Origin of the sequence: Streptomyces silvae, from assembly GCF_016745505.1 — a bacterium.
GTDB classification, from domain to species: Bacteria; Actinomycetota; Actinomycetes; order Streptomycetales; family Streptomycetaceae; genus Streptomyces; species Streptomyces silvae.
Genome location: NZ_JAERUC010000197.1, coordinates 102,054 through 120,928, shown reverse-complemented (window position 1 = coordinate 120,928; position 18,875 = coordinate 102,054). Strand labels below are relative to the sequence as shown.

Annotated in this window: 16 protein-coding genes and 1 riboswitch; of the genes, 11 read left to right on the top strand and 5 right to left on the bottom strand. The window is 72.9% G+C overall.

Annotated features, from left to right (window positions below; translation table 11 throughout):
* Positions 1-74 precede the first annotated feature (74 nt).
* The 6 genes from JKV81_RS33175 to JKV81_RS33150 all read left to right on the top strand — a co-directional run bounded on the left by JKV81_RS33175 (position 75) and on the right by JKV81_RS33150 (position 6,752).
* Positions 75-1,166, top strand: coding sequence for an ArsR/SmtB family transcription factor (locus JKV81_RS33175; protein WP_202079349.1), 1,092 nt, complete (start codon positions 75-77; stop codon positions 1,164-1,166).
* Positions 1,167-1,175: 9 nt separating this feature from the next.
* A riboswitch (cobalamin riboswitch) is annotated at positions 1,176-1,363 on the top strand.
* 32 nt (positions 1,364-1,395) lie between these two features.
* Complete coding sequence (locus tag JKV81_RS33170; protein WP_307820655.1) at positions 1,396-2,970, top strand: ABC transporter substrate-binding protein; 1,575 nt, start codon at positions 1,396-1,398, stop codon at positions 2,968-2,970.
* A gap of 1 nt (position 2,971) precedes the next feature.
* A complete protein-coding gene (locus JKV81_RS36745) occupies positions 2,972-3,919 on the top strand; it encodes an ABC transporter permease (RefSeq protein ID WP_202079348.1) in 948 nt (315 codons plus the stop codon).
* Entirely contained in the window at positions 3,916-4,746 is an 831-nt protein-coding gene (locus tag JKV81_RS33160; protein ID WP_202079346.1) for an ABC transporter permease, read from the top strand. The genes JKV81_RS36745 and JKV81_RS33160 overlap by 4 nt, the downstream gene beginning before the upstream one ends.
* Positions 4,743-6,335 carry an ABC transporter ATP-binding protein gene (locus JKV81_RS33155; RefSeq protein WP_202079344.1) on the top strand — a complete coding sequence of 531 codons (1,593 nt, stop codon included), beginning with the start codon at positions 4,743-4,745 and terminating at the stop codon, positions 6,333-6,335. The genes JKV81_RS33160 and JKV81_RS33155 overlap by 4 nt, the downstream gene beginning before the upstream one ends.
* A gap of 57 nt (positions 6,336-6,392) precedes the next feature.
* The gene (locus JKV81_RS33150; RefSeq protein WP_124275632.1) at positions 6,393-6,752 is read left to right on the top strand and encodes a hypothetical protein; all 360 of its coding nucleotides are present in this window, start codon (positions 6,393-6,395) and stop codon (positions 6,750-6,752) included.
* Between the two features lie 16 nt (positions 6,753-6,768).
* Here the strand turns inward: JKV81_RS33150 and JKV81_RS33145 are convergent, their stop codons facing one another.
* From JKV81_RS33145 to JKV81_RS33135, 3 genes are all read right to left on the bottom strand, one after another.
* The gene (locus JKV81_RS33145) at positions 6,769-7,641 is read right to left on the bottom strand and encodes an NAD-dependent epimerase/dehydratase family protein (RefSeq protein WP_307820653.1); all 873 of its coding nucleotides are present in this window, start codon (positions 7,639-7,641) and stop codon (positions 6,769-6,771) included.
* A 146-nt stretch (positions 7,642-7,787) separates the two neighbouring features.
* Entirely contained in the window at positions 7,788-8,777 is a 990-nt protein-coding gene (locus JKV81_RS33140) for an SDR family NAD(P)-dependent oxidoreductase (protein ID WP_202079342.1), read from the bottom strand.
* A gap of 45 nt (positions 8,778-8,822) precedes the next feature.
* Positions 8,823-9,791, bottom strand: a complete 969-nt coding sequence (locus JKV81_RS33135) for an alpha/beta hydrolase family protein (protein ID WP_202079340.1) — start codon at positions 9,789-9,791, stop codon at positions 8,823-8,825.
* A gap of 182 nt (positions 9,792-9,973) precedes the next feature.
* On the opposite strand from JKV81_RS33135, the gene JKV81_RS33130 reads away from it, so the two are divergent.
* Positions 9,974-10,573, top strand: a complete 600-nt coding sequence (locus JKV81_RS33130) for a TetR/AcrR family transcriptional regulator (RefSeq protein ID WP_372444272.1) — start codon at positions 9,974-9,976, stop codon at positions 10,571-10,573.
* A 34-nt stretch (positions 10,574-10,607) separates the two neighbouring features.
* Here the strand turns inward: JKV81_RS33130 and JKV81_RS33125 are convergent, their stop codons facing one another.
* Complete coding sequence (locus JKV81_RS33125; RefSeq protein WP_202079336.1) at positions 10,608-11,786, bottom strand: cytochrome P450 family protein; 1,179 nt, start codon at positions 11,784-11,786, stop codon at positions 10,608-10,610.
* Positions 11,787-12,077: 291 nt separating this feature from the next.
* Between JKV81_RS33125 and JKV81_RS33120 the strand changes: the two genes are divergently transcribed.
* The 3 genes from JKV81_RS33120 (at position 12,078) to JKV81_RS33110 (ending at position 16,585) form a co-directional block, all read left to right on the top strand.
* Positions 12,078-12,434, top strand: a complete 357-nt coding sequence (locus JKV81_RS33120) for a hypothetical protein (RefSeq protein WP_124275636.1) — start codon at positions 12,078-12,080, stop codon at positions 12,432-12,434.
* A gap of 301 nt (positions 12,435-12,735) precedes the next feature.
* Positions 12,736-14,220, top strand: a complete 1,485-nt coding sequence (locus tag JKV81_RS33115) for an amidase (protein ID WP_202079334.1) — start codon at positions 12,736-12,738, stop codon at positions 14,218-14,220.
* A gap of 145 nt (positions 14,221-14,365) precedes the next feature.
* Complete coding sequence (locus tag JKV81_RS33110; RefSeq protein WP_124275638.1) at positions 14,366-16,585, top strand: NADP-dependent isocitrate dehydrogenase; 2,220 nt, start codon at positions 14,366-14,368, stop codon at positions 16,583-16,585.
* 88 nt (positions 16,586-16,673) lie between these two features.
* Here JKV81_RS33110 and lplAB read toward each other — a convergent pair whose 3' ends face one another.
* Positions 16,674-17,738, bottom strand: coding sequence for a lipoate-protein ligase LplAB (gene lplAB / locus JKV81_RS33105; RefSeq protein ID WP_202079332.1), 1,065 nt, complete (start codon positions 17,736-17,738; stop codon positions 16,674-16,676).
* Positions 17,739-17,961: 223 nt separating this feature from the next.
* Between lplAB and JKV81_RS33100 the strand changes: the two genes are divergently transcribed.
* Positions 17,962-18,801 (top strand): maleylpyruvate isomerase family mycothiol-dependent enzyme, encoded by an 840-nt coding sequence (locus JKV81_RS33100; protein ID WP_202079330.1) that lies wholly within the window; start codon positions 17,962-17,964, stop codon positions 18,799-18,801.
* The last annotated feature ends 74 nt before the right edge of the window (positions 18,802-18,875 follow it).

Here is an 18,875-nt window from a genome sequence, read left to right as displayed (position 1 = left end):
CACGCACCAGACGCCGCCGGGCCCGCCCTCCGGGCGGACGACGCTACTTTCAAAACACCCCCTAGGCTTACGGCGTGAGCATCGTCCTCGACCTGGCAGGGCTCGGCCCCGCGGACGTCGTGGCCGGGCCCTCCGCGCTGGCGGAACTGATGGCGAGCCTGCACGTGCTCGCCGAACCCGAGCACCATCCGGAGGCCGCGGAGTGGGCGGCACGCGCCGCTGCGACGGGGCCCGAGCTGCGCGATGAGTTGTCCGTGTTCGCCCCGCTGTGGGCCCGCTTCCGCTGCCGTCTGTTCTTTCCCCGCACCGTGCCTCCCGTGGCGAGCCTGGACGAGGAACTGACGGCGGTGGCGGAACTCCCGAAGGACGCCTTCCTCGATCTGGTGGCGCCCGGTGTCCTGGGCAGCTCGGCACAGTCCGTGCCGCCGGCCGTCGAGCTTCGCGCCGGGACGGCCGCCGCGGAGGACTACGTACGCCGCTGTCTGCGCCGCTCGTACGCCCGCGGTGAGCTGGCGCGACAGCTGGTGACGGCACCGCTCGAACTGCGGGACCGTCTGCTCACCGTGCTGCGGGCCGCCGACTCCGGCTTCTTCGCCGAGGACTGGCGCGCCCTGAGGCCGGCCCTGGAGGACCACGCCCGGGACGTGCGCCGCGAGTTGGCGGCCCGGCCGCCCGCAGAGGTGCTCACCAGGCTGCTGCCGACGGCGGCCCGGTTCGGGGAAGGGGAGCGGGTACGGCTCGACAAGCTCCAGATCGACGACGTGAAGGTGGCGCCGCGCCCCCTCGTCCTCATCCCGTCCGCCCGGGTGTGGCCGCATCTGACGGTGAAGCACGAGCATCCGTCGTGCGTGGTGGTGCAGTACGCGGCCCGCGGCACCACCTCGGCCGCACAGCTGACCCTGCGGGATCTGCACGACCGGCTCACGGCGCTCGCCTCGCCCGCCCGGATGGAGCTGTGCCGCCATCTGCTCGGCGAGCCCATCACCACCTCGGAGCTCGCCGCCCGGCTCGGCTCCAGCGAACCACAGGTGTCCCGCGCCCTGCGAACCCTGCGCGACGCGGGCCTGGTGCGCTCCACCCGCGACGGCAAGCTGGTGCGGCACCGGCTGGCCACGGATGTCATCCGGCGACTGGGCGACGACGTCCTCGCGACCGTGGCCCGGTGAACCGGCCGGGAAGCGTGGGCCACAATGGGTGCACGAGGCGACGGGGATCAGGAAGCCGGTGCGAGTCCGGCGCGGTCCCGCCACTGTGACCGGGGAGCGGTCCTCCTGTATGTCACTGTCCGCGCGCATGCGGATGGGAAGGCGGAGGAGAGCGATGATCCGGGAGCCAGGAGACTGACCCGTCGCCGGTCCAGCAGCAGGGGCGAGGACACCCCGGAGAGGATCGACCGTGACGAGGCATGCCCGGAAGCCGTCGGAGCCGTGGCCCGGCAACCGCCCTGAGCCCGGCAGGCGGAGCGTGCTGGCCGCCGGAGGCGCCCTGGGACTGGCCGCATCCGGCCTGCTCGCCGGCTGCGGCGGGGACACGAAGGACGGGGGAGGCGGCGACCGGTTCCGGGCCGCCTTCACGGCGGGCGGCTCGCAGGAGACCCTCGACCCCCATGTCGCCCCGAACTTCGTCGACCAGGCCCGCGCCAAGGCCCTGTACGACACCCTCGCCACCTACACGGACGACATGTCCGCCCGCGCCCGGCTCGCGGAGTCCTGGGAGAGCGACACCTCCGGCACCCGGTGGCGGATACGCCTGCGCACGGCGGAGTTCCACGACGGGAATCCGGTCACCGCGAAGGACGTCCTCCACAGCTACCGGCGTGCCGCCGACCCCGCCACCGGCTCGCCCTCGCAGGTCCTGCTCTCCGCCATCGACTTCGACGCCTCCAGGGCCGACGGCGAACGCTCCGTCCTCTTCGTGCTGAAGGCGCCCAACTTCGAGTTCCCCACCGTCCTCGCCGGCCCCGGCACCGAGATCATCCCCGACGGTACGAAGGACTTCCGCGAGCCCATAGGCTCCGGCCCCTTCACCTATGTGTCGTTCACACCCGGCGGCACCGCCCGCTACCGGCGCTGGGCCGACCACTGGGACGGCGCCCCGCACATCGCGGAGCTGGAGATCGTCCCCGCCAACGAGGAGTCGGCGCGGCTCAACGCGCTGCTGTCCGGACAGGTCCACTACGCCGCGGACATGGCCGGAGCCTCCGTGGAGCGGCTGAAGAAGGAGGGCTCCACCCGCCTGCTGACCGCGCGGCGTGCCACCGCGCAGCAACTGCTGCTGCGCACCGGCCGTAAACCGTTCGACGACCCGCGACTGGTGCGGGCCGTGCAGCTCGGGATCGACCGGGAGGCGCTGGTCCGGGTCGCCCTGGCCGGTCACGGCGAGGTCGGCAACGACCTGTTCGGGATGGGCCTGCGGGGCTACCCGGAGGACCTGGAACCCCGCGAACGGGACGTCGACGAAGCGCGGAAGCTGGTCGCGGAGGCCGGTGCAGAGGGGCTGGCCGTCACGGTGGAGACCAGCTCCGTCGACGCCGCCTGGGAGCCGGCCGCAGAGCTGATGGCGCGTCAGTTGCGGGAGTTCGGGCTGAGGCTGACCGCCAACACCCGGGCCTCCAGCACGTACTTCAGCGAGATCAAGACGAAGGGGGTCGCCGCCTTCAACACCACCTCCACGCTGCCGGTCTCCGACTTCCTCCAGCAGCGGGTCCGCGGCGGAGCGGCCCGCAACCAGACGCAGTACGCCTCCGAGGAGTTCGACGCGCTGCTGGACCGCGCCCGTACGACCCGCGGGGAGCAGGAACGGCTGGGGCTGCTCGCACGGGCCCAGAAGATCGCCCGGGACGGGTCCGGGCTGCTGGTGTGGGCGTTCTCCGACGCCAACGACGCCGTCGGACCGTCGGTGAGCGGCCTGCGGGCCGCACCGCCGAACTCGCACGACTGGGCCCGGTTCGACCGGGTCCGCGTCGGCTGACGTGCGGGCCTATCTCCTTCGGCGTTCGCTGCTCGCGGTCATCCAGTGCCTGGTGGTGCTGGTCGCCGTGTTCGCCGTCGGCACGCTGCTTCCCGGCGACACGGCCGACGTGCTCCGCGGCGAGCTCGGCACTCCGGAACAGGTGGCGGCGCTCCGCACGCAACTGGGTCTCGACGAACCGGCCTGGACCCGCTTCGGGCACTGGCTCGGCAGCCTGCTCACCGGCCACCTCGGGAACTCGCTGACGACCGGGCTCCCGGTGGGCGACGACATCGGCCGCCGCATCGGCGTGACACTGCTGCTCGGCGTGCCCGCGCTCGTGCTGGTCACGGTGGTGGCGCCGCTGCTGGGCACGGTGTCCGGACTGCGGGAGGGCAGCCGCACCGACCGGACGCTGAACACGGCGGCCGTCGTGCTGCACGCCGTCCCCGAGTTCGTCCTCGGGCTGCTGCTGGTCGCCTCCGTCTCGCTGGCGGCCGGACTGCTGCCCGCCACCGCCATCGGCATGGACACGGCCGCGCTGATCGCACAGCCGGCCGTGCTGGTGCTGCCCGTCGCCGTACTGACGGCCAGGCACCTGTGCGATCTGGCACGGCAGGTCCGCGCCGGGGTGGCGGCGGGACGGCACGGCCCGGTCGCCGAGCACCTGCGGCTGCTGGGGACGCGGGAGAGGACGGTGGTGCTGCGCCATGTGCTGCCCGGGGCCCTGGGGCCCGCCGCGCAGCAGTTCGCCCGCTGCGTGGAGGGGCTGCTGGGCGGTGCCGTTCTGGTGGAGTCGGTCTTCGGCTTCCGCGGGCTGGGCAGCGGATTCGTCGAGGCGGTGCAGAACCGCGACCTGCCCCAGGTGCAGACGTACGCGCTGTTGTTCGCCGGCACCGCCGTCGTGGTGAACCTCGTGGGTGACCTGGTCGCCTTCCGGCTGGCACCGCGCCGGGAGGTGACGGCATGACGCCACGGACGAAGACCGATGCCGTACGCACCCGGGCCCGCCACCCGTGGATCGCCTCGGCCCTGCTCGGCGTGCCGGTGCTCGTCGCCCTGGCGGGGCCGTGGACGGCCGGGGACGCTCCGTCGGCCGAGGGTGCGCTGCCGTCGCAGCCGCCCGGCGCGGGACACCCGCTCGGCACGGACGTGCTGGGCCGCGACGTGCTGTGGCTCGTGCTGCACGGCGGCGCCTCCGTCCTGGGCAGCGCCCTGGGCGCACTGCTGGTCGGCCTGGCCGTGGGGGTGCCGCTGGGGCTGCTCGCCGCGGGGCCGCGGCGCGGCTTCGACGAGTCGGTGATGCGCGGGCTGGACCTGCTGCTCGCCTTCCCGGGACTGCTGGTCCTGATGACCCTGGCCGCGACGGGCCACCGCGACTGGTACTGGCTGGTGACGGTCGCCGGGATCCTCCAGGTCCCGGCGGTGGCACGCCTGGTGCGCGGGGCGGCGCTCGAACCGGGCTCCCGGACGGTCGTCGAGGCGCTGTGGATGCAGGGGCACGGCTGGGCGTACATCCATCTCCGGCATCTGGCGCGGCAGCTCGCCGCGCCTCTGGCCACCGACGCGGGCGGCCGTTTCGCGGTGGTGCTGTACCTGCTGGCGTCCGCCAACTTCCTCGGTCTGGGGCTGCCGTCCTCGTCCCCGGACTGGGCGGTCCTCATCGAGCGGAACAGCGACGCCCTGTTCACCCAGCCCGCCGCCGTACTGGTGCCCGCCGGTCTGCTGACAGCGCTGTGCGTCGGCGGCAACCTGCTCGTGGACCGTGCCCTCGCACGGAGGAGGACGGACCGATGACCGGCCACGCCGATCCGCCGCTGCTGGATCTCCAGGAGGTCTCCGCCCACGCGGACGGGGCGGAGCGGCCCCTGCTGGACAGGGTCGCACTGACCGTCGTGGCGGGCGGCGTGACCGCCGTCGTCGGGCCCTCGGGCAGCGGCAAGACCACGCTCGGCCTGGCGTCGCTCGGCGCCTCCCGGAACGGCGTACGGCTGGGCGGCCGAGCCCTGCTGGCGGGCACCGACCTGCTGGGCCTGTCACCCGCCCGGCGCCCTGCCGCCCGGGCCGGCACGGCCGCTCACCTGCCCCAGCACCCGGAGACGGTGCTGGACCCGCTGCGCCGGGCCGGTGGCGCGCTGACGGAACTGGCCGCCCTCGGGCACCCGGTGCGTGCCGCGCGAAAGGCCGCCGCACGCCGGGTGACGGCCCTGGCCGGCCTGGACTGGGAGGCCGTCAGGCGCCGCTTCCCGCACCAGCTCTCCGGGGGCCAGCAGCAGCGTCTGGCGCTCGCCTCCGCCCTGGTGACGGGGGCGGAGCTGCTGGTGCTGGACGAGCCGACGAGCGGCCTGGACCCGGCGCTCGCGCACGCCCTGGGCCGCACGGTGCGGGCGCTCGCGGACGGCGGCGCGGGTGTGCTGCTGCTCAGTCACGACCTGCGGCTGGTACGGGAGACGGCGGACCGGGTCCTCGTGCTGGAGAACGGCCGTGTCGTCGACGACGGGACGGCGCCGGACCTCCTCGGCACCGGCGCCCCGCTCTCCGCCGACGAGCCTCCCGCCGCCCGCCACCGGGCCACCAGGGAACTGCTCGCCGCGGAACACGGCACCGGCGCCGCCGGGAGGAACACCACGCCCGCTCTCGCTCCCGGGGGCGGTGGGGTCGCTGCCACGGGTGTCGTCGTGCGCCGCCGGTCGGGCGATCCGCTCGCCGGGCCGGTGTCGCTGGAGTTCCCGCCCGGCAGCAGGACCGCGTTGCTGGGCCCCTCCGGCTCGGGCAAGACGACCTTCGCGAGGGTCCTGGCCGGGCTGACGACGCCCACCCGTGGCGACGTACGGTTCGAGGGCCGGCCACTTCCGCGACGCGTCGACCGGCGCACGGCCGAACTGCGCCGCGTCGTCCAGTACGTGCACCAGAGCAGCGCCGAGTCCTTTGAGGACCACCGCCCCGTGCTGGGGCAACTGGCGTACACGGCACGGCTGTTGCGCGGTCTTCCGGAAGCGGAGGCCACGGCGGAGGCGATGGAGGCCGCCGGTGCGCTGGGACTCGACGAGGCCCTTCTGCACCGGACTCCGGGCCGGCTCTCCGGCGGCCAGCTCCAGCGCTGTGCGCTGGTCCGGGCCCTGACGGCGCAGCCGGCACTCCTGGTGTGCGACGAGGTGACCTCGGCGCTGGACACCGTCTCCCGCCGGCGGGTCCTGGACGCGCTGCCCCGGCTGCTCGCCCCCGCCGGGACCGCCCTGCTGTTCGTCAGCCACGACCTGCCCGCGGTGCGTGCGCTGACCACGGAGGCCGTGCTGTTCGACGCCGGGCGCTGTGTGCGACGCGGACCCGTCGAGGAGGTGCTGCCCGCGGAGGGGGGCCCTCACGGCTTGTCACCGGCGAGATAGCCGCGAGGTTGTCGTCACGGCCCACGTCCCCGGCCCTCCCGCAGCATAATGACCCCCATGCCGCATATTTCCTCCCGCCCGGTCCGAGGTTCCTCGCTGTCCTTGTGGTCGAAGGACTCCTTCCTGTCGATCGGTTCCGTGGGCTCCGTGCTGTCCATCGGGTCGGTGGGCAGCGCCCTGTCCATCGGGTCCATCGGCTCTTCGCTGTCCGTCGGCTCGATCGGCTCCGCCCTGTCCCTGGTGTCGCTGGGGTCCATCCAGAGCTCTGGAAGCGCGCTGTCCATCCAGGCACGGCGTTCCGTGATGGCCATCGGCTCCTACCGCGTGATCAGCTCCCGGGGCACGCTCGCGCTGGCCGGATCGGGCGCGCTCGCGCTCGCCGGTGCGCTGGTGCTGCGCACACGGACCAGGCCGTGAGCGCTCCGGCGGTGTGTCAGGACGGGTAGTCACCGGCGGCGAGCTCGGCGAGCAGGCCCGGCCCGGACGGGGCCCAGCCGAAGCGCTCACGCGTGAGCGTGCTGGAGGCGGGGAAGTCCCCGCCGGTGAGTCGTGCGAACCCGCCGAAGTGGCCGGACGCCGCGTCCGCGTCGAGTGACCTCGTGGGGACGCCGAGGGCGGTTGCGATCCCTTCGGCGATGTCGCGGAAGGCCACGCCTTCTTCGGCGACTCCGTGCAGGACCGTGCCGGCGGTCGCCTGTTCGGCTGCGAGCCGGAAGAGAGCCGCGGCGTCCTCGCGGTGCACGGCGGGCCAGCGGTTGTCCCCCGCGCCCACGTAGGCCGACTGCCCGGTTCGGCGGGCGAGCGTGACGAGCTGGGGAACGAACCCGGTGTCGCCGGTGCCGTGGACCGTCGGGGGAAGCCGGACGACGGAAGCTCGTACGCCGTGCTCGGCGAGACCGAGGACATGATCGACCGCCTCGATGCGCCTGCCCGCAGGCCCGTGTGCGACTGCTCGGTCGGTTTCTGTTGCTACCTGCCCCTCGGGGAGACCTGCGAGGCCGACGGCCATGACGAAAGGCCGCTGGGTCCCGGTCAGGGCCTCACCCATCGCTTTCACGGCCCGGTATTCCGTCTCGGCCGCACCCGCCGGGTCCGTGGTGAACGCGACGTCGTGGCGGTAGGCGAGGTGGATCACCCCGCCGCTGGCCTCAGCGGCACGGCGCAGCGATCCGGGGTCCTCGAGGTCTCCCCGGACGGGCTCGGCACCGAGTGCTCGCACCGTGTCCGCGGCGGTGTCGGATCGGGTCGTCGCGGTGACCCGATGGCCTGCGGCGATGAGTTGGGGACGAGGGCGGAGCCGATCCATCCGGTGGCTCCGGTGACAAGAAGGTGCATGGTTTTCCTTACAGTGATCGACACAGTGGTCGACATCCGGCCGATGAGCCGGCGATGAGTGCCCTGGCCGGTGGATACGAAGTCCTGAACCAGCCGCACGGAGGCCGGAGGGCGGGCTCAGTGCGTGAGCAGTCGGACGCTCAGTTCCCAGAGGCGCTGGGCGGACTGCGGATCGATGGAGTGCGACGCCACGTCGGCCGGAATGCTGCCCGGAGTGACGGGCTTGGCCTCGTCGTCGAGCGGTGAGATGTCGCTGTCCTTCAGGTAGACGCCGCCGATCTCGGCCAGGAGAGGGCTGGCGGCACCGAACACGAGGGTGGCGGCGCCCTGTTGCGGGGTCTTCTTGCCCGCCTCGGGGTCGATGATCGGCTGCCCGTCCTCGTCGATCAGACCTTGGGCGCGCAGCGCGTCCGGGCCCGCCGCACTGTTCAGGGCGGTACCGACGATGACGCCCGGGTGCGTCGCGTATCCGCGGATCCGGTCCTCGGCCCAGCGCCGGTCCAGCTCGACGGCGAAGAGCACGTTGGCGACCTTCGACTGCGCGTAGGCCGCGCCGGGGTTGTAGCCGCCGTCCGCGAAATGCGGGTCGTCCCAGTGGATGTCGCCGAACCGCTGGGCGCCGGAGGTGACGTTGACGACGCGGGCGCCGTCGGCGGCGCGCAGGGCGGGCAGCAGACCGAGGGTGAGCTGGAAGTGGCCCAGATGGTTGGTCGCGAACTGCACTTCGTAGCCCCGGGGGTCCTGTTCGAGCTCTGCGGGAGCCGGTGCGCCCGCGGAGTTGAGCAGGATGTGCAGGGGGCGCCCGGAGGCCCGCCAGCGGCCCGTGAAGGCGTCGACCGACGCCGGGTCGATCAGGTCCAGCCGGCTGACCTCGACGCCGTCGAGGCCGGACTCGGCCAGTGCCGCGCGGGCGCGGTCAGGGGTGCGGGCGCCCACCGTGACGGATGCACCGGCCTTGGTCAGCGCGCGCGTTGCCTCCAGGCCGATGCCGGCGTGGCCGCCCGTGATGATGACGTTCTTGCCGGTCAGGTCGGTGCCGGCGAGAACGTCGTCGGCCGTCGACGCGGCGGTGAATCCTGATCCGATGGGGTGCTGTCGGTGTGTCATGTGGCTGGCCTTCCTGATGTGATGGGTGTTGTGTGTGTCGTGGTGCTACTTGGATTCGACGCGGCCGAAGGCGTCGGGTCCTGTGGTGAGTGCGTCCTGCGCCGTCCGCCAGGCGGGGTTGTCGGAGTCGAACGCGGTGCGCAGGTAGGCCGCGGCCAGCTCGGCGACCGCGGCGACCCGGTCGGGACTCTCGTCCGTGGTCTCGACGCTGTCGTGGCCCTGGATCCCGCCGAAGAGGTGCTCACCGTTGAAGACGGTCAGCAGGGTCTTGGGCCCGGGGGCGAGGTGGTACGGGTCGGCGTGCCAGTCCGGCCCCATGGTCGTCCAGTGCTGGGAGTCGTCCTTGTCGCCGGCGATGACAAGCGCGGGCGTGGTCATCGTGGTGAGGTTCATGGTGCGGAACACCGGCACCCGGTCGGCCGCGAACCCGTCGAAGGCGTCGCCGCCCCTGCCGGTCGCGCCGATCAGCACGCCCTGCGTGATCCGCGGTTCGAGGAGGTTCACCTCTTCGTCCGTGTCGAGGTCGGTGATCCGGGCGCCGAGGAGGAGCTCGGCGGTGAAGCCGCCCAGCGAGTGCCCGGCCACCGCGACCTTGCCGCGGTCGATGCGCCCGGCGAGCTGCGGCACGGCCTGCTCGATCTCGTCGAGCCGGTCGATGATGTGGCTCATGTCCTCCGCGCGCGAGCGCCAGAAGAGGGGAGCTCCGGGCACTTCGGCGACCTGGTGGCTCAGCCTGGGGGCGCTGAGGTGGTTGGGCTGGATCACGACGAAGCCGCGGGCCGCCCAGACCTTGGCGAGGGGGAGGTAGCCGTCGAGCGAGGAAAGGCCGTACGCCCCGCCATGGCCGTGCGACAGGAGGATGACCGGCAGGTCGGTCCCGGTCAGCGGTGCGGAGACGCGGACCTCGAGGTCCAGGGGGCGTCCGGGCACGGTCAGCGTGAGGGGGCTGACCGATATCACGGGCGGGGCGGAGGGGTGCAGGTAGGTGTCGGCTACGGAAGTCCACTCAGGCATGGCGCATGCTCCCTTCGGAGATGTGCCGCACACCGACCGGTACGCGGCATGAAAGCAGTCAGGGGGTCCGGGTCGGCTAAGCTGGGACCGAAGCGGAACCTTGCTCCATTTCACAATACGGAGCGCCGCTCCGTATTGCAAACGGAACGACGCTCCGAATCGGCGGCGTACGGAAGGACAGTGTGGTGACCAGTACGGGTGAGCCCCGATCGGAAGCGGCCCGGAGCACGCGGGCCGATGCGGTCCGCAGCCGGGAGAAGCTGCTTGCCGCTGCCGGGGAGGTGTTCGTGGAGTCGGGCGTCGATGCGCCGGTCCGTGAGATCGCGGCCAGGGCGGGCGTCGGCATGGGGACCGTCTACCGTCACTTCCCGACGCGGGCGGACCTCGTTGTCGCCGTCTTCCGCCACCAGGTCGAGGAGTGCGCCGAGGCGGGACCGCGGCTGCTCGCGGACGCCGACTCGCCGCTGTCGGCGCTGCGTGGGTGGATCGACCTCTTCGTCGACTTCCTGGTCACCAAGCACGGACTGGCGCATTCGGTGCAGCCCGAGAGCAGCGGCTTCAGCGCGCTGCACACGTTCTTCCTCGATCGCCTGCTGCCGGTGGCGGGGGAGCTGCTCGACGCGGCGGTGGAGGCGGGGGAGGTCCGCACCGGGATCCAGCCCTACGAACTCATGCGCGGCATCGGCAACCTCTGCATCGCGTCCGACGAGGACCCCCGCTACGACCCGCGTCGTCTGATCGGTCTGCTCCTGGAGGGCATCCGGCAACCGCAGGCATCCTGAGTTCACCGGCGCCGGGGCGGCTCCGCGCCCGGCCTCAGATCAGAACGGGCAGAGCGACCAGCCCCCGGACGAGGCGTGTACGGCGCCATTCCAGCTGGTCCGCGGGCCCGGCGAGCCGGATGCCGGGGAAGCGGGTCAGTACCGCGCGCAGGGCGATCTCGGCTTCGAGCCGTGCGAGCGGAGCGCCGACGCAGCGGTGGATGCCGTGGCCGAAGCTGAGGTGGCCGGCCGCGTCCCGGTCCAGGTCGAGCCGGTCCGGCGCCGGGAAACGGTCCGGGTCGCGGTTGGCGGCTCCGAGGGCGACCAGGACGGGGACGCCTGCGGGGATCTCGGTCGCGCCGAGGGTGATGGCCTCGGTGGTGAACCGGAAGGTGGAGGTGGCAACCGGGGTGTCGAAGCGGAGCAGCTCGTCCAGTGCCTCCGGGACGGCCTCCGGATCGTCGCGGAGGCGTTCCAGGTCGGCCGGGCGCTCCAGCAGAGCCAGGGCGGCGTTGCCGAGGAAGTGGGTGGTCGTCTCGTGGCCCGCGACGAGCAGCAGCACGGCCAGGGAGACCAGCTCCTCCTCGGTGAGCCGGTCCTCGCCGTCGCGCGTGGCGATGAGGCGGTCCAGGAGCGAGCCGCCCGGACGCAGGCGCTTCGAGGCGATGAGGCCCGACATGTAGTCGGCGACGGCGTGCGAGGCGGCGTCGCCGCGCTCGGGCTGTCCGGCGGCGAACAGGTCCGCCGACCAGAGCTGGACCTGCTGCCGGTCGGCCTCGGGAACCCCCAGCAGCTCGCAGATCACCATGACCGGGAGAGGGACGGCCAGGTCGGCCACGAGGTCGACCGGGCCCTCGGCCGCCCAGCGGTCCAGCAGTTCGCCGGTCAGCCGGGTGATGAAGGGGCGGAGGCCGGCGACCGCGCCGCTCGTGAACGTACCGGTGACCAGCTTGCGCAGCCGCGTGTGCCGGGGCGGATCGGCGGCCAGCATGGTGTGCGCGACGGCGGGGTGCAGGTCGCGTTTCGTGTTCTTACCGGCGAAGAAGGCGGCGGTGTCCTTGGAGAGACGGGGATCGTTGAGGGCCTGCCGGGCCTCCGCGTATCCGGTGACCAGATAGCTGTGGCGTCCGCTGGATCCTGAGGCCACGGCCTGCACGGGGCACCGGGAGCGCATGGCCGCGTACGCGGGATAGGGGTCGCGGGCGGACCGGGTGTCCCCGGCGGCGTCGTTCATGGTCTCGGGCTCCAATCGTGTACGGCCGACCCGCACCGGCGGCACGCGCCCGAACGTGTGGCGATGCGCCGTCCCGTCATGGTCGCCCTCTCGGGAACATCCCTGGTCAGGGCTACGCATGCGCGATTCACCCCATCCGGTGAGCGTACGCCCGCGCGCGGTTGCGGGCCCCGCCGAGCGGGTGTACAGAGGGTGAGGTTCGGCGCTGTTTTCGGCTATGGAACGTGGGGGAGCACTGCCCTGAAGATCACCGGCACTCGGCGGAAGCGCCGACCGGAATCAAGGGGAGACATGAAGAAGCTGTTCAAGGGGAACGCCGTCCGCACGCTGGCCCGGGGTGCGGCCGTCACGGGGCTGGCCGTCGCACTCGCCGTGCCCGTCACCGCAGCGGTGGCCGCCGCACCCGCGGCCATTCCGCCGGGGCTGTCCTGCGACACCGGCAAGCACGCGATCGACGACTACACGGGGTACGCGCTCTGCAGGAACAACGGCTCGGCCACGCAGACCTTCTGGGTCCACCTGGTCTGCGGCTGGTCGCCCGACGTGGACGGTGAGCACGTCACGCTGCGGCCCGGCGAGTCCGGGCAGTCGACCGCCCACTGTGCCGGCCTCGGCACGGGCATCGGCGAGATCCACGTGCGCCCGTAGCAACGGATGAGGCCGTAGCGACGCGTGAGCCCGTGGCGACGGGGGTGCGCCCGTGGGGCCCGGCGCCGCCGTGGGCCGGCCGGACGCCGTCGTGCGGCCGGATGCGGCGGCGCGGCGGCGTGAGGGTCGGGGTGCCGGACGCGCCCGCCTCCCGCAGGTCCCCAGGGGGAGACGGGTTCCGAACCGTGTGCGGCGTGCTTGAGCGGGCCCTGCGCCCTCGTTACTCTCCAGTAGACCGCGCGGGCGGACTCCGGGCGGACCCCGGGGCCGAGGTCCCGGCGGACGCGAGGAGGCGGTGGCGATGTCCTCAGCAGACCCCACGGAGCGGACCGGGCCGGCCAGGCCGGTGGAGCCGCCCGTACAGCCCGGACTCGTCGACTGCGCCCGGGAGCTGGCCGAGGGCGGGGCGACCTCGGCCGGCCTGGTCGCGGCGGCGCTCGCCCGTATCGAGGCGAGCCGGCCCACCCTCAACGCCTTCCGTCAGCTGCGCACGGAGGCCGCGCTCGCCGAGGCCGCCGAGGCCGACCGGCGGCTCGCGGCGGGAAAGCGGCTTCCGCTGCTCGGGGTGCCGGTCGCCGTCAAGGACGACACCGACGTCGCCGGCATGCCCACCTACTTCGGCTGCGACGGCGCACTCCCGCCCGCCACCGCCGACAGCGAGGCCGTACGCAGGCTCCGGGCCGCCGGGGCCGTCATCGTCGGCAAGACCAACTCCTGCGAGCTGGGCCAGTGGGCCTTCACCGAGGGGCCCGCCTTCGGCATCACCCGTAACCCGTGGAACACCGAGCACACGCCCGGCGGTTCGTCCGGAGGCTCCGCGGCGGCCGTCGCCGCCGGGCTGGTCCCCGCCGCACTGGGCTCGGACGGCGCGGGCTCCATCCGTATCCCCGCCGCCTGGACCCACCTCGTCGGCATCAAGCCGCAGCGCGGCCGGATCTCCGTCCACCCCCACAGCGACGCCTTCCAGGGCCTCACCGTCAACGGCCCCCTCGCCCGTACCGTCGCGGACGCCGCCCTCCTCCTGGACGCCGCCGCGGGAGCGCACCCCCGGGACCACCACCGCCCGCCCGCCGTGGACGCGTCGGCGGCCGCCCGCCGCGACCCGGGCCGGCTGCGCATCGGCGTCTCGCTGCGGCCCCCGCTCACCCTCACCCGGAACGCGCCCCACCCGGAGGTCCTGCGCGCCGTCGCCGCCCTCGCCGAGACCCTCGCGCGGCTGGGCCACGACGTCGAGGAGGCCCGCCCCCGCTACGGGCTGATCGGCCTCTCCTTCGTCCCCCGGGCCACCGCCGGCATCGCCGAGCTCGCGGCCCTGCACCCCGAGCCCGCGCTCCTGGACCCCCGCACCCGCAGCGCCCTGCGCACCGGGACCCGGCTCGGCGGCCGGATCGTGCGGGCCGCCCGTGCGCGCGAGGTGCGCCAGCACGCCAGGATCGGCGCCTTCTTCGAGGCGGCGCGGGGAGGGAGCGGCCACGGGTACGACGTACTGCTCACGCCGACCACCGCCGCCCCGCCCCCACGCGTCGGGGCGTTCGACCGGCTCAGCGCCTGGCGCACCGACCTCGCGATGACCTCGGCCTGCCCCTACGCCTGGCCCTGGAACGTCCTCGGCTGGCCCGGCGTGAACGTCCCGGCCGGATTCACCCACGACGGCCTGCCGCTGGGCGCCCAGCTCCTCGGCCCCTCCCGCAGCGAGACCCGGCTCATCTCGCTCGCCGCCCAGCTGGAGGCCGACCTGCGCTGGTACGAGCACCGCCCGCCCGTCCGGCACGACCGGGCCCCGTGACCGGTACCGCCGCACAGGAGTGACAGGGCCCGCCGCACAGGAGTGACCGGTTCCGGTGGAATGGGCGCGGGCCACTGTGGAGAGGGGACCGGTCACGAGATATCTTGATGTCAAGCAATGTTGCAGACGTGGAGCGGAGCACCCGGTGACTGACTCGACCATCATCTATACGCACACCGACGAGGCCCCTGCCCTGGCGACGTACTCGTTCCTGCCCGTCATCGAGGCGTACGCCTCGACCGCGGGTGTCACGGTGGAGCGCCGCGACATCTCCCTGGCGGGGCGGATCATCGCCGGCTTCCCGGAGCGTCTCAAGGCCGATCAGCGTATCGATGACGCGCTCGCCGAGCTCGGCGAGCTGGCCAGGACTCCCGGCGCGAACATCATCAAGCTGCCCAACATCTCGGCCTCGATCCCGCAGCTGAAGGCCGCGATCGCAGAGCTCCAGGAGCAGGGCTACGCGCTTCCCGACTACCCGGACGACCCGCGGACGGACGAGGACAAGGACGTCCGCGCGCGGTACGACAAGGTCAAGGGCAGCGCGGTGAACCCCGTCCTGCGTGAGGGCAACTCCGACCGCCGTGCCCCCGCGTCGGTCAAGAACTACGCCAAGGCCCACCCGCACCGCATGGGCGCCTGGAGCGCCGACTCGAAGACGAACGTCGCCACCATGGGCGTCGACGACTTCCGCTCGACCGAGAAGTCCGTCGTGATCTCCGAGGCCGGCTCGCTGCGCATCGAGCTCGCGGGCGACGACGGCACCACCACGGTGCTGCGCGAGTCCGTCCCGGTTCTCGCCGGTGAGGTCGTGGACGCCGCCGTCATGCGCGTCGCCGCGCTGCGTGAGTTCTTCACCGCCCAGGTCGCGCGCGCCAAGGCCGAGGACGTGCTGTTCTCCGTCCACCTGAAGGCCACGATGATGAAGGTCTCCGACCCGATCATCTTCGGCCACGTGGTCCGCGCCTTCTTCCCGAACACCTTCGCCAAGTACGGCGACGCGCTCGCGGCGGCCGGCCTCACCCCGAACGACGGCCTCGGCGGCATCCTCAAGGGCCTCGACTCCGTGGACGCCGGCGCCGAGATCAAGGCGTCCTTCGAGGCCGAGCTCGCCGAGGGCCCGGCTCTGGCGATGGTCGACTCCGACAAGGGCATCACCAACCTGCACGTGCCGAGCGACGTCATCGTCGACGCGTCCATGCCGGCCATGATCCGTACGTCCGGCCACATGTGGGGCCCGGACGGCAACGAGGCCGACACCATCGCCGTCCTCCCGGACAGCAGCTACGCCGGTGTCTACCAGGTCGTCATCGACGACTGCCGCGCCAACGGCGCCTTCGACCCGTCGACCATGGGTTCCGTACCCAACGTCGGTCTGATGGCGCAGAAGGCCGAGGAGTACGGCAGCCACGACAAGACCTTCGAGGTCCCCACCACGGGCACCGTGCGGGTCGTCGACACCAAGGGCGACGTCGTGCTGGAGCAGGCCGTCGGCGCCGGTGACATCTTCCGGATGTGCCAGACCAAGGACCTGCCGATCCAGGACTGGGTCAAGCTCGCCGTCACCCGCGCCCGCGCGACCGGCAACCCGGCCGTGTTCTGGCTCGACGAGGGCCGCGCGCACGACGCCAACCTCATCGCCAAGGTCAAGACCTACCTGGCCGAGCACGACACCGACGGCCTGGACATCTCCATCCGGACGCCGGAGGAGGCCACCGCCTTCTCCCTGGAGCGCATCCGCCGCGGCGAGGACACCATCTCGGTCACCGGCAACGTGCTGCGTGACTACCTCACCGACCTGTTCCCCATCCTCGAGCTGGGCACCAGCGCGAAGATGCTCTCCGTCGTCCCGCTCATGAACGGCGGCGGACTGTTCGAGACGGGCGCCGGCGGCTCCGCGCCGAAGCACGTCCAGCAGCTGGTCAAGGAGGACTACCTGCGCTGGGACAGCCTGGGTGAGTTCCTCGCCCTCGCCGTCAGCTTCGAGCACCTGGCCACCACCACGGACAACGCGCGCGCCAAGGTGCTCGCGGACACCCTGGACCGGGCGACGGGAACCTTCCTCAACGAGGACAAGTCCCCGAGCCGTAAGATCGGCGGCATCGACAACCGCGGCAGCCACTTCTACCTGGCGCTCTACTGGGCCCAGGAGCTGGCGCGGCAGACCGACGACGCCGCGCTCGCCGAGGCGTTCGGACCGCTCGCCAAGACGCTGTCCGAGCAGGAGCAGACCATCATCGGCGAGCTCGCCGCCGTCCAGGGCAAGCCGGCCGACATCGGCGGCTACTACCAGCCCGACCCCGCGAAGGCGGAGGCCGTGATGCGTCCGTCGGCCACCTTCAACAAGGCCATCGCGACCCTGGGCTGACCCCCGGCCGCACACCGCGCACACGACCGCCCCGGCAGGCGTCCCGCCCGCCGGGGCGGTCGTGTGTGCGGCCCCGGGCGGCCGGCGCCTACGGCACGCGCGCGGTCCACTCCTCGGTGGCGAACTTCGTCTGCACCAGCTCCTGCGCCCGGGCCAGCTCCTCCGTGGTGACCCCGCCGGTGCTCAGCCCGTAGCGGCCGCGGAAGGAGGCGATCATGTTCTCGATCACCTGCTCGCGGGCGAGGCCGGTCTGGCGGCGGAGCGGGTCGACGCGCTTCTTGGCGCTCCTGGTGCCCTTGTCGGACATCTTCTCCTTGCCGATCCGCAGGACCTCCAGCATCTTCCCGGCGTCGATGTCGTACGACATGGTCACGTGGTGCAGGACCGCCCCGGGGCCGCCGTCGGGGCCGACCATCCGCTTCTGGGCGGCACCGGCGATCTTGCCCGCGTCGGTGGCGATGTCGTTGAGCGGCTGGTACCAGGCCTTGATGCCCATGTCGCCCAGTGCGCCCAGCACCCAGTCGTCGAGGTAGGCGTAACTGTCGGCGAAGGAGAGGCCCGACACCAGCGACTCCGGCACGGACAGCGAGTAGGTGATCGTGCTCATGGGCTCGACGAACATGGCCCCGCCCCCGGAGATACGGCGCACCACGGTCATTCCGTGCCGCGCCGCCCCCACCGGGTCCACCTCGTTCCGCAGGGACTGGAAGCTGCCGATGACGACCGCGGGGGAGGCCCACTCCCAGACCCGCAGGGTCGGGGCCCGTCGCCCCGCGGCCACCTCGGCGGTGAGGACCTCGTCCAGCGCCATGTGCAGGGCCGGGGCCTGCGGCTCCGAGTGCACCAGCTGCCAGTCGTAGTCGCTCCACTCGGTCGCGTGCGCCAGAGCGCGGCGTACGGCGATGCCGACGCCTTCCGCGGTGAGGCCGAGCAGGACGGCCGACTCCGGCAGCGCCGCCGTGATCCGCGCCGCGAGACCCGCGGTGTCCGTCGTCGCGGGCGCGCCTTCGAGCGCCCCGTCGATCGAGAGGATCGCCTCGTCGGGCTCCAGGAAGAAGTCCCCGGCGACGCGCACGTCGCGCAGGGCGCCTCCTTCGACGGTCAGATCGACGGTGACGAGCTTGCCGCCGGGGACCTTGTATTCGCCATGCACGGCCGCGTTCCCTTCCCGTGCACGGCGTGGACCGGGAGCCTGGTGCCCCGACATCCGGACAAACGTGCACACACGTCGTATCGGACTCTAATGCTCGCCCGTGACGAACGGCCACCGGCCCCTTGCCGGGAGGTCGTACGGACTGCTCTTGTGTACCCGCAGGCCATCGGCACAGGTGGTGGGAGCGGGCGGCACGCCCGGCGTTCAGGGGAGCGGCAGCGGCATGGACTCAGCGGCGGATCAGGGGCGGTACGTCCGGGACACGGGCCCCGGGTCCCTGCCCGAGGGGCTTGCCGACGCGATCCGTGCGACGGCCGGGCAGATCGCGGAGCTGCTGCGCGGCGCTCCTGACACCGGCGCGCCCGTGCCGGGGCTGGTGTGGACGGTGGGAGAGGTGGCCGCGCACCTCGCCCAGGCCAACGCGCTGATGGCCGAGGTGGCGGCAGGGCGGTCCCACCCGTACGGCGACGGCACTCCGCAGGGCATCGCCGAGGCCAACGAGCAGGCCCTCGCCGCTTTCGGCGAACGGCGGGCGGAACCGCTGGCCGCGATGATCGTGACGCAGGCCGACGCCTACCTGGACGCGGTGGCCGGGCACCCCGCGGACGAGACACTGATGACGCCGATGGGCCCGATGAACCGGGTGGTTCTCGGCTCGTACCTCCTGACGCACATGCTGGGCCACGGCTACGACCTGGCCCGGGCGCTGAGGCGTCCGCACATGGTCGACCGCACCCGGGTCGCGCTGACGCTCCCGTTCATGGTCGAGGCCATGCCCCGGGTGACCGATGCGGCGGCCACGGCAGGGCTGAACGCCCGCTACGTCGTCCGGCTGTGGGGCGGCGGCCGGTTCGGGGTGACGTTCACCGACGGTACGGCGACCGTCGGCCACGACCTTCCGGAGCGCCCGGACTGCACGATCTCCATAGAGCCGGTCACCTTCCTGCTGATGGCCCTCGGCCGCTGCTCACCGTGGGGCGCCATGGCCAGGGGGCGGGTCCTCGCGTGGGGCCGCAAGCCGTGGACGGGTCCCCGCTTCCCGGAGTACTTCAGGGCTCCGTGAGACCAGGAGCGCTCGGCTCCGCTTTGGTATACGGCCGCGAGGCGGTGTGCGGGTCCCGGTGACGGGCCCGCCGA

What these genes read in the sequence shown, in the direction of transcription:
- JKV81_RS33160 (WP_202079346.1), top strand. Translation starts at nt 3,916, where the DNA reads ATGACGCCACGGACGAAGACCGATGCCGTACGCACCCGGGCCCGCCAC.
- JKV81_RS33155 (WP_202079344.1), top strand. Translation starts at nt 4,743, where the DNA reads ATGACCGGCCACGCCGATCCGCCGCTGCTGGATCTCCAGGAGGTCTCC.
- JKV81_RS33150 (WP_124275632.1), top strand. Translation starts at nt 6,393, where the DNA reads ATGCCGCATATTTCCTCCCGCCCGGTCCGAGGTTCCTCGCTGTCCTTG.
- JKV81_RS33145 (WP_307820653.1), bottom strand. Translation starts at nt 7,641, where the DNA reads ATGGATCGGCTCCGCCCTCGTCCCCAACTCATCGCCGCAGGCCATCGG.
- JKV81_RS33140 (WP_202079342.1), bottom strand. Translation starts at nt 8,777, where the DNA reads ATGACACACCGACAGCACCCCATCGGATCAGGATTCACCGCCGCGTCG.
- JKV81_RS33135 (WP_202079340.1), bottom strand. Translation starts at nt 9,791, where the DNA reads ATGCCTGAGTGGACTTCCGTAGCCGACACCTACCTGCACCCCTCCGCC.
- JKV81_RS33125 (WP_202079336.1), bottom strand. Translation starts at nt 11,786, where the DNA reads ATGAACGACGCCGCCGGGGACACCCGGTCCGCCCGCGACCCCTATCCC.
- JKV81_RS33120 (WP_124275636.1), top strand. Translation starts at nt 12,078, where the DNA reads ATGAAGAAGCTGTTCAAGGGGAACGCCGTCCGCACGCTGGCCCGGGGT.
- JKV81_RS33115 (WP_202079334.1), top strand. Translation starts at nt 12,736, where the DNA reads ATGTCCTCAGCAGACCCCACGGAGCGGACCGGGCCGGCCAGGCCGGTG.
- JKV81_RS33100 (WP_202079330.1), top strand. Translation starts at nt 17,962, where the DNA reads ATGGACTCAGCGGCGGATCAGGGGCGGTACGTCCGGGACACGGGCCCC.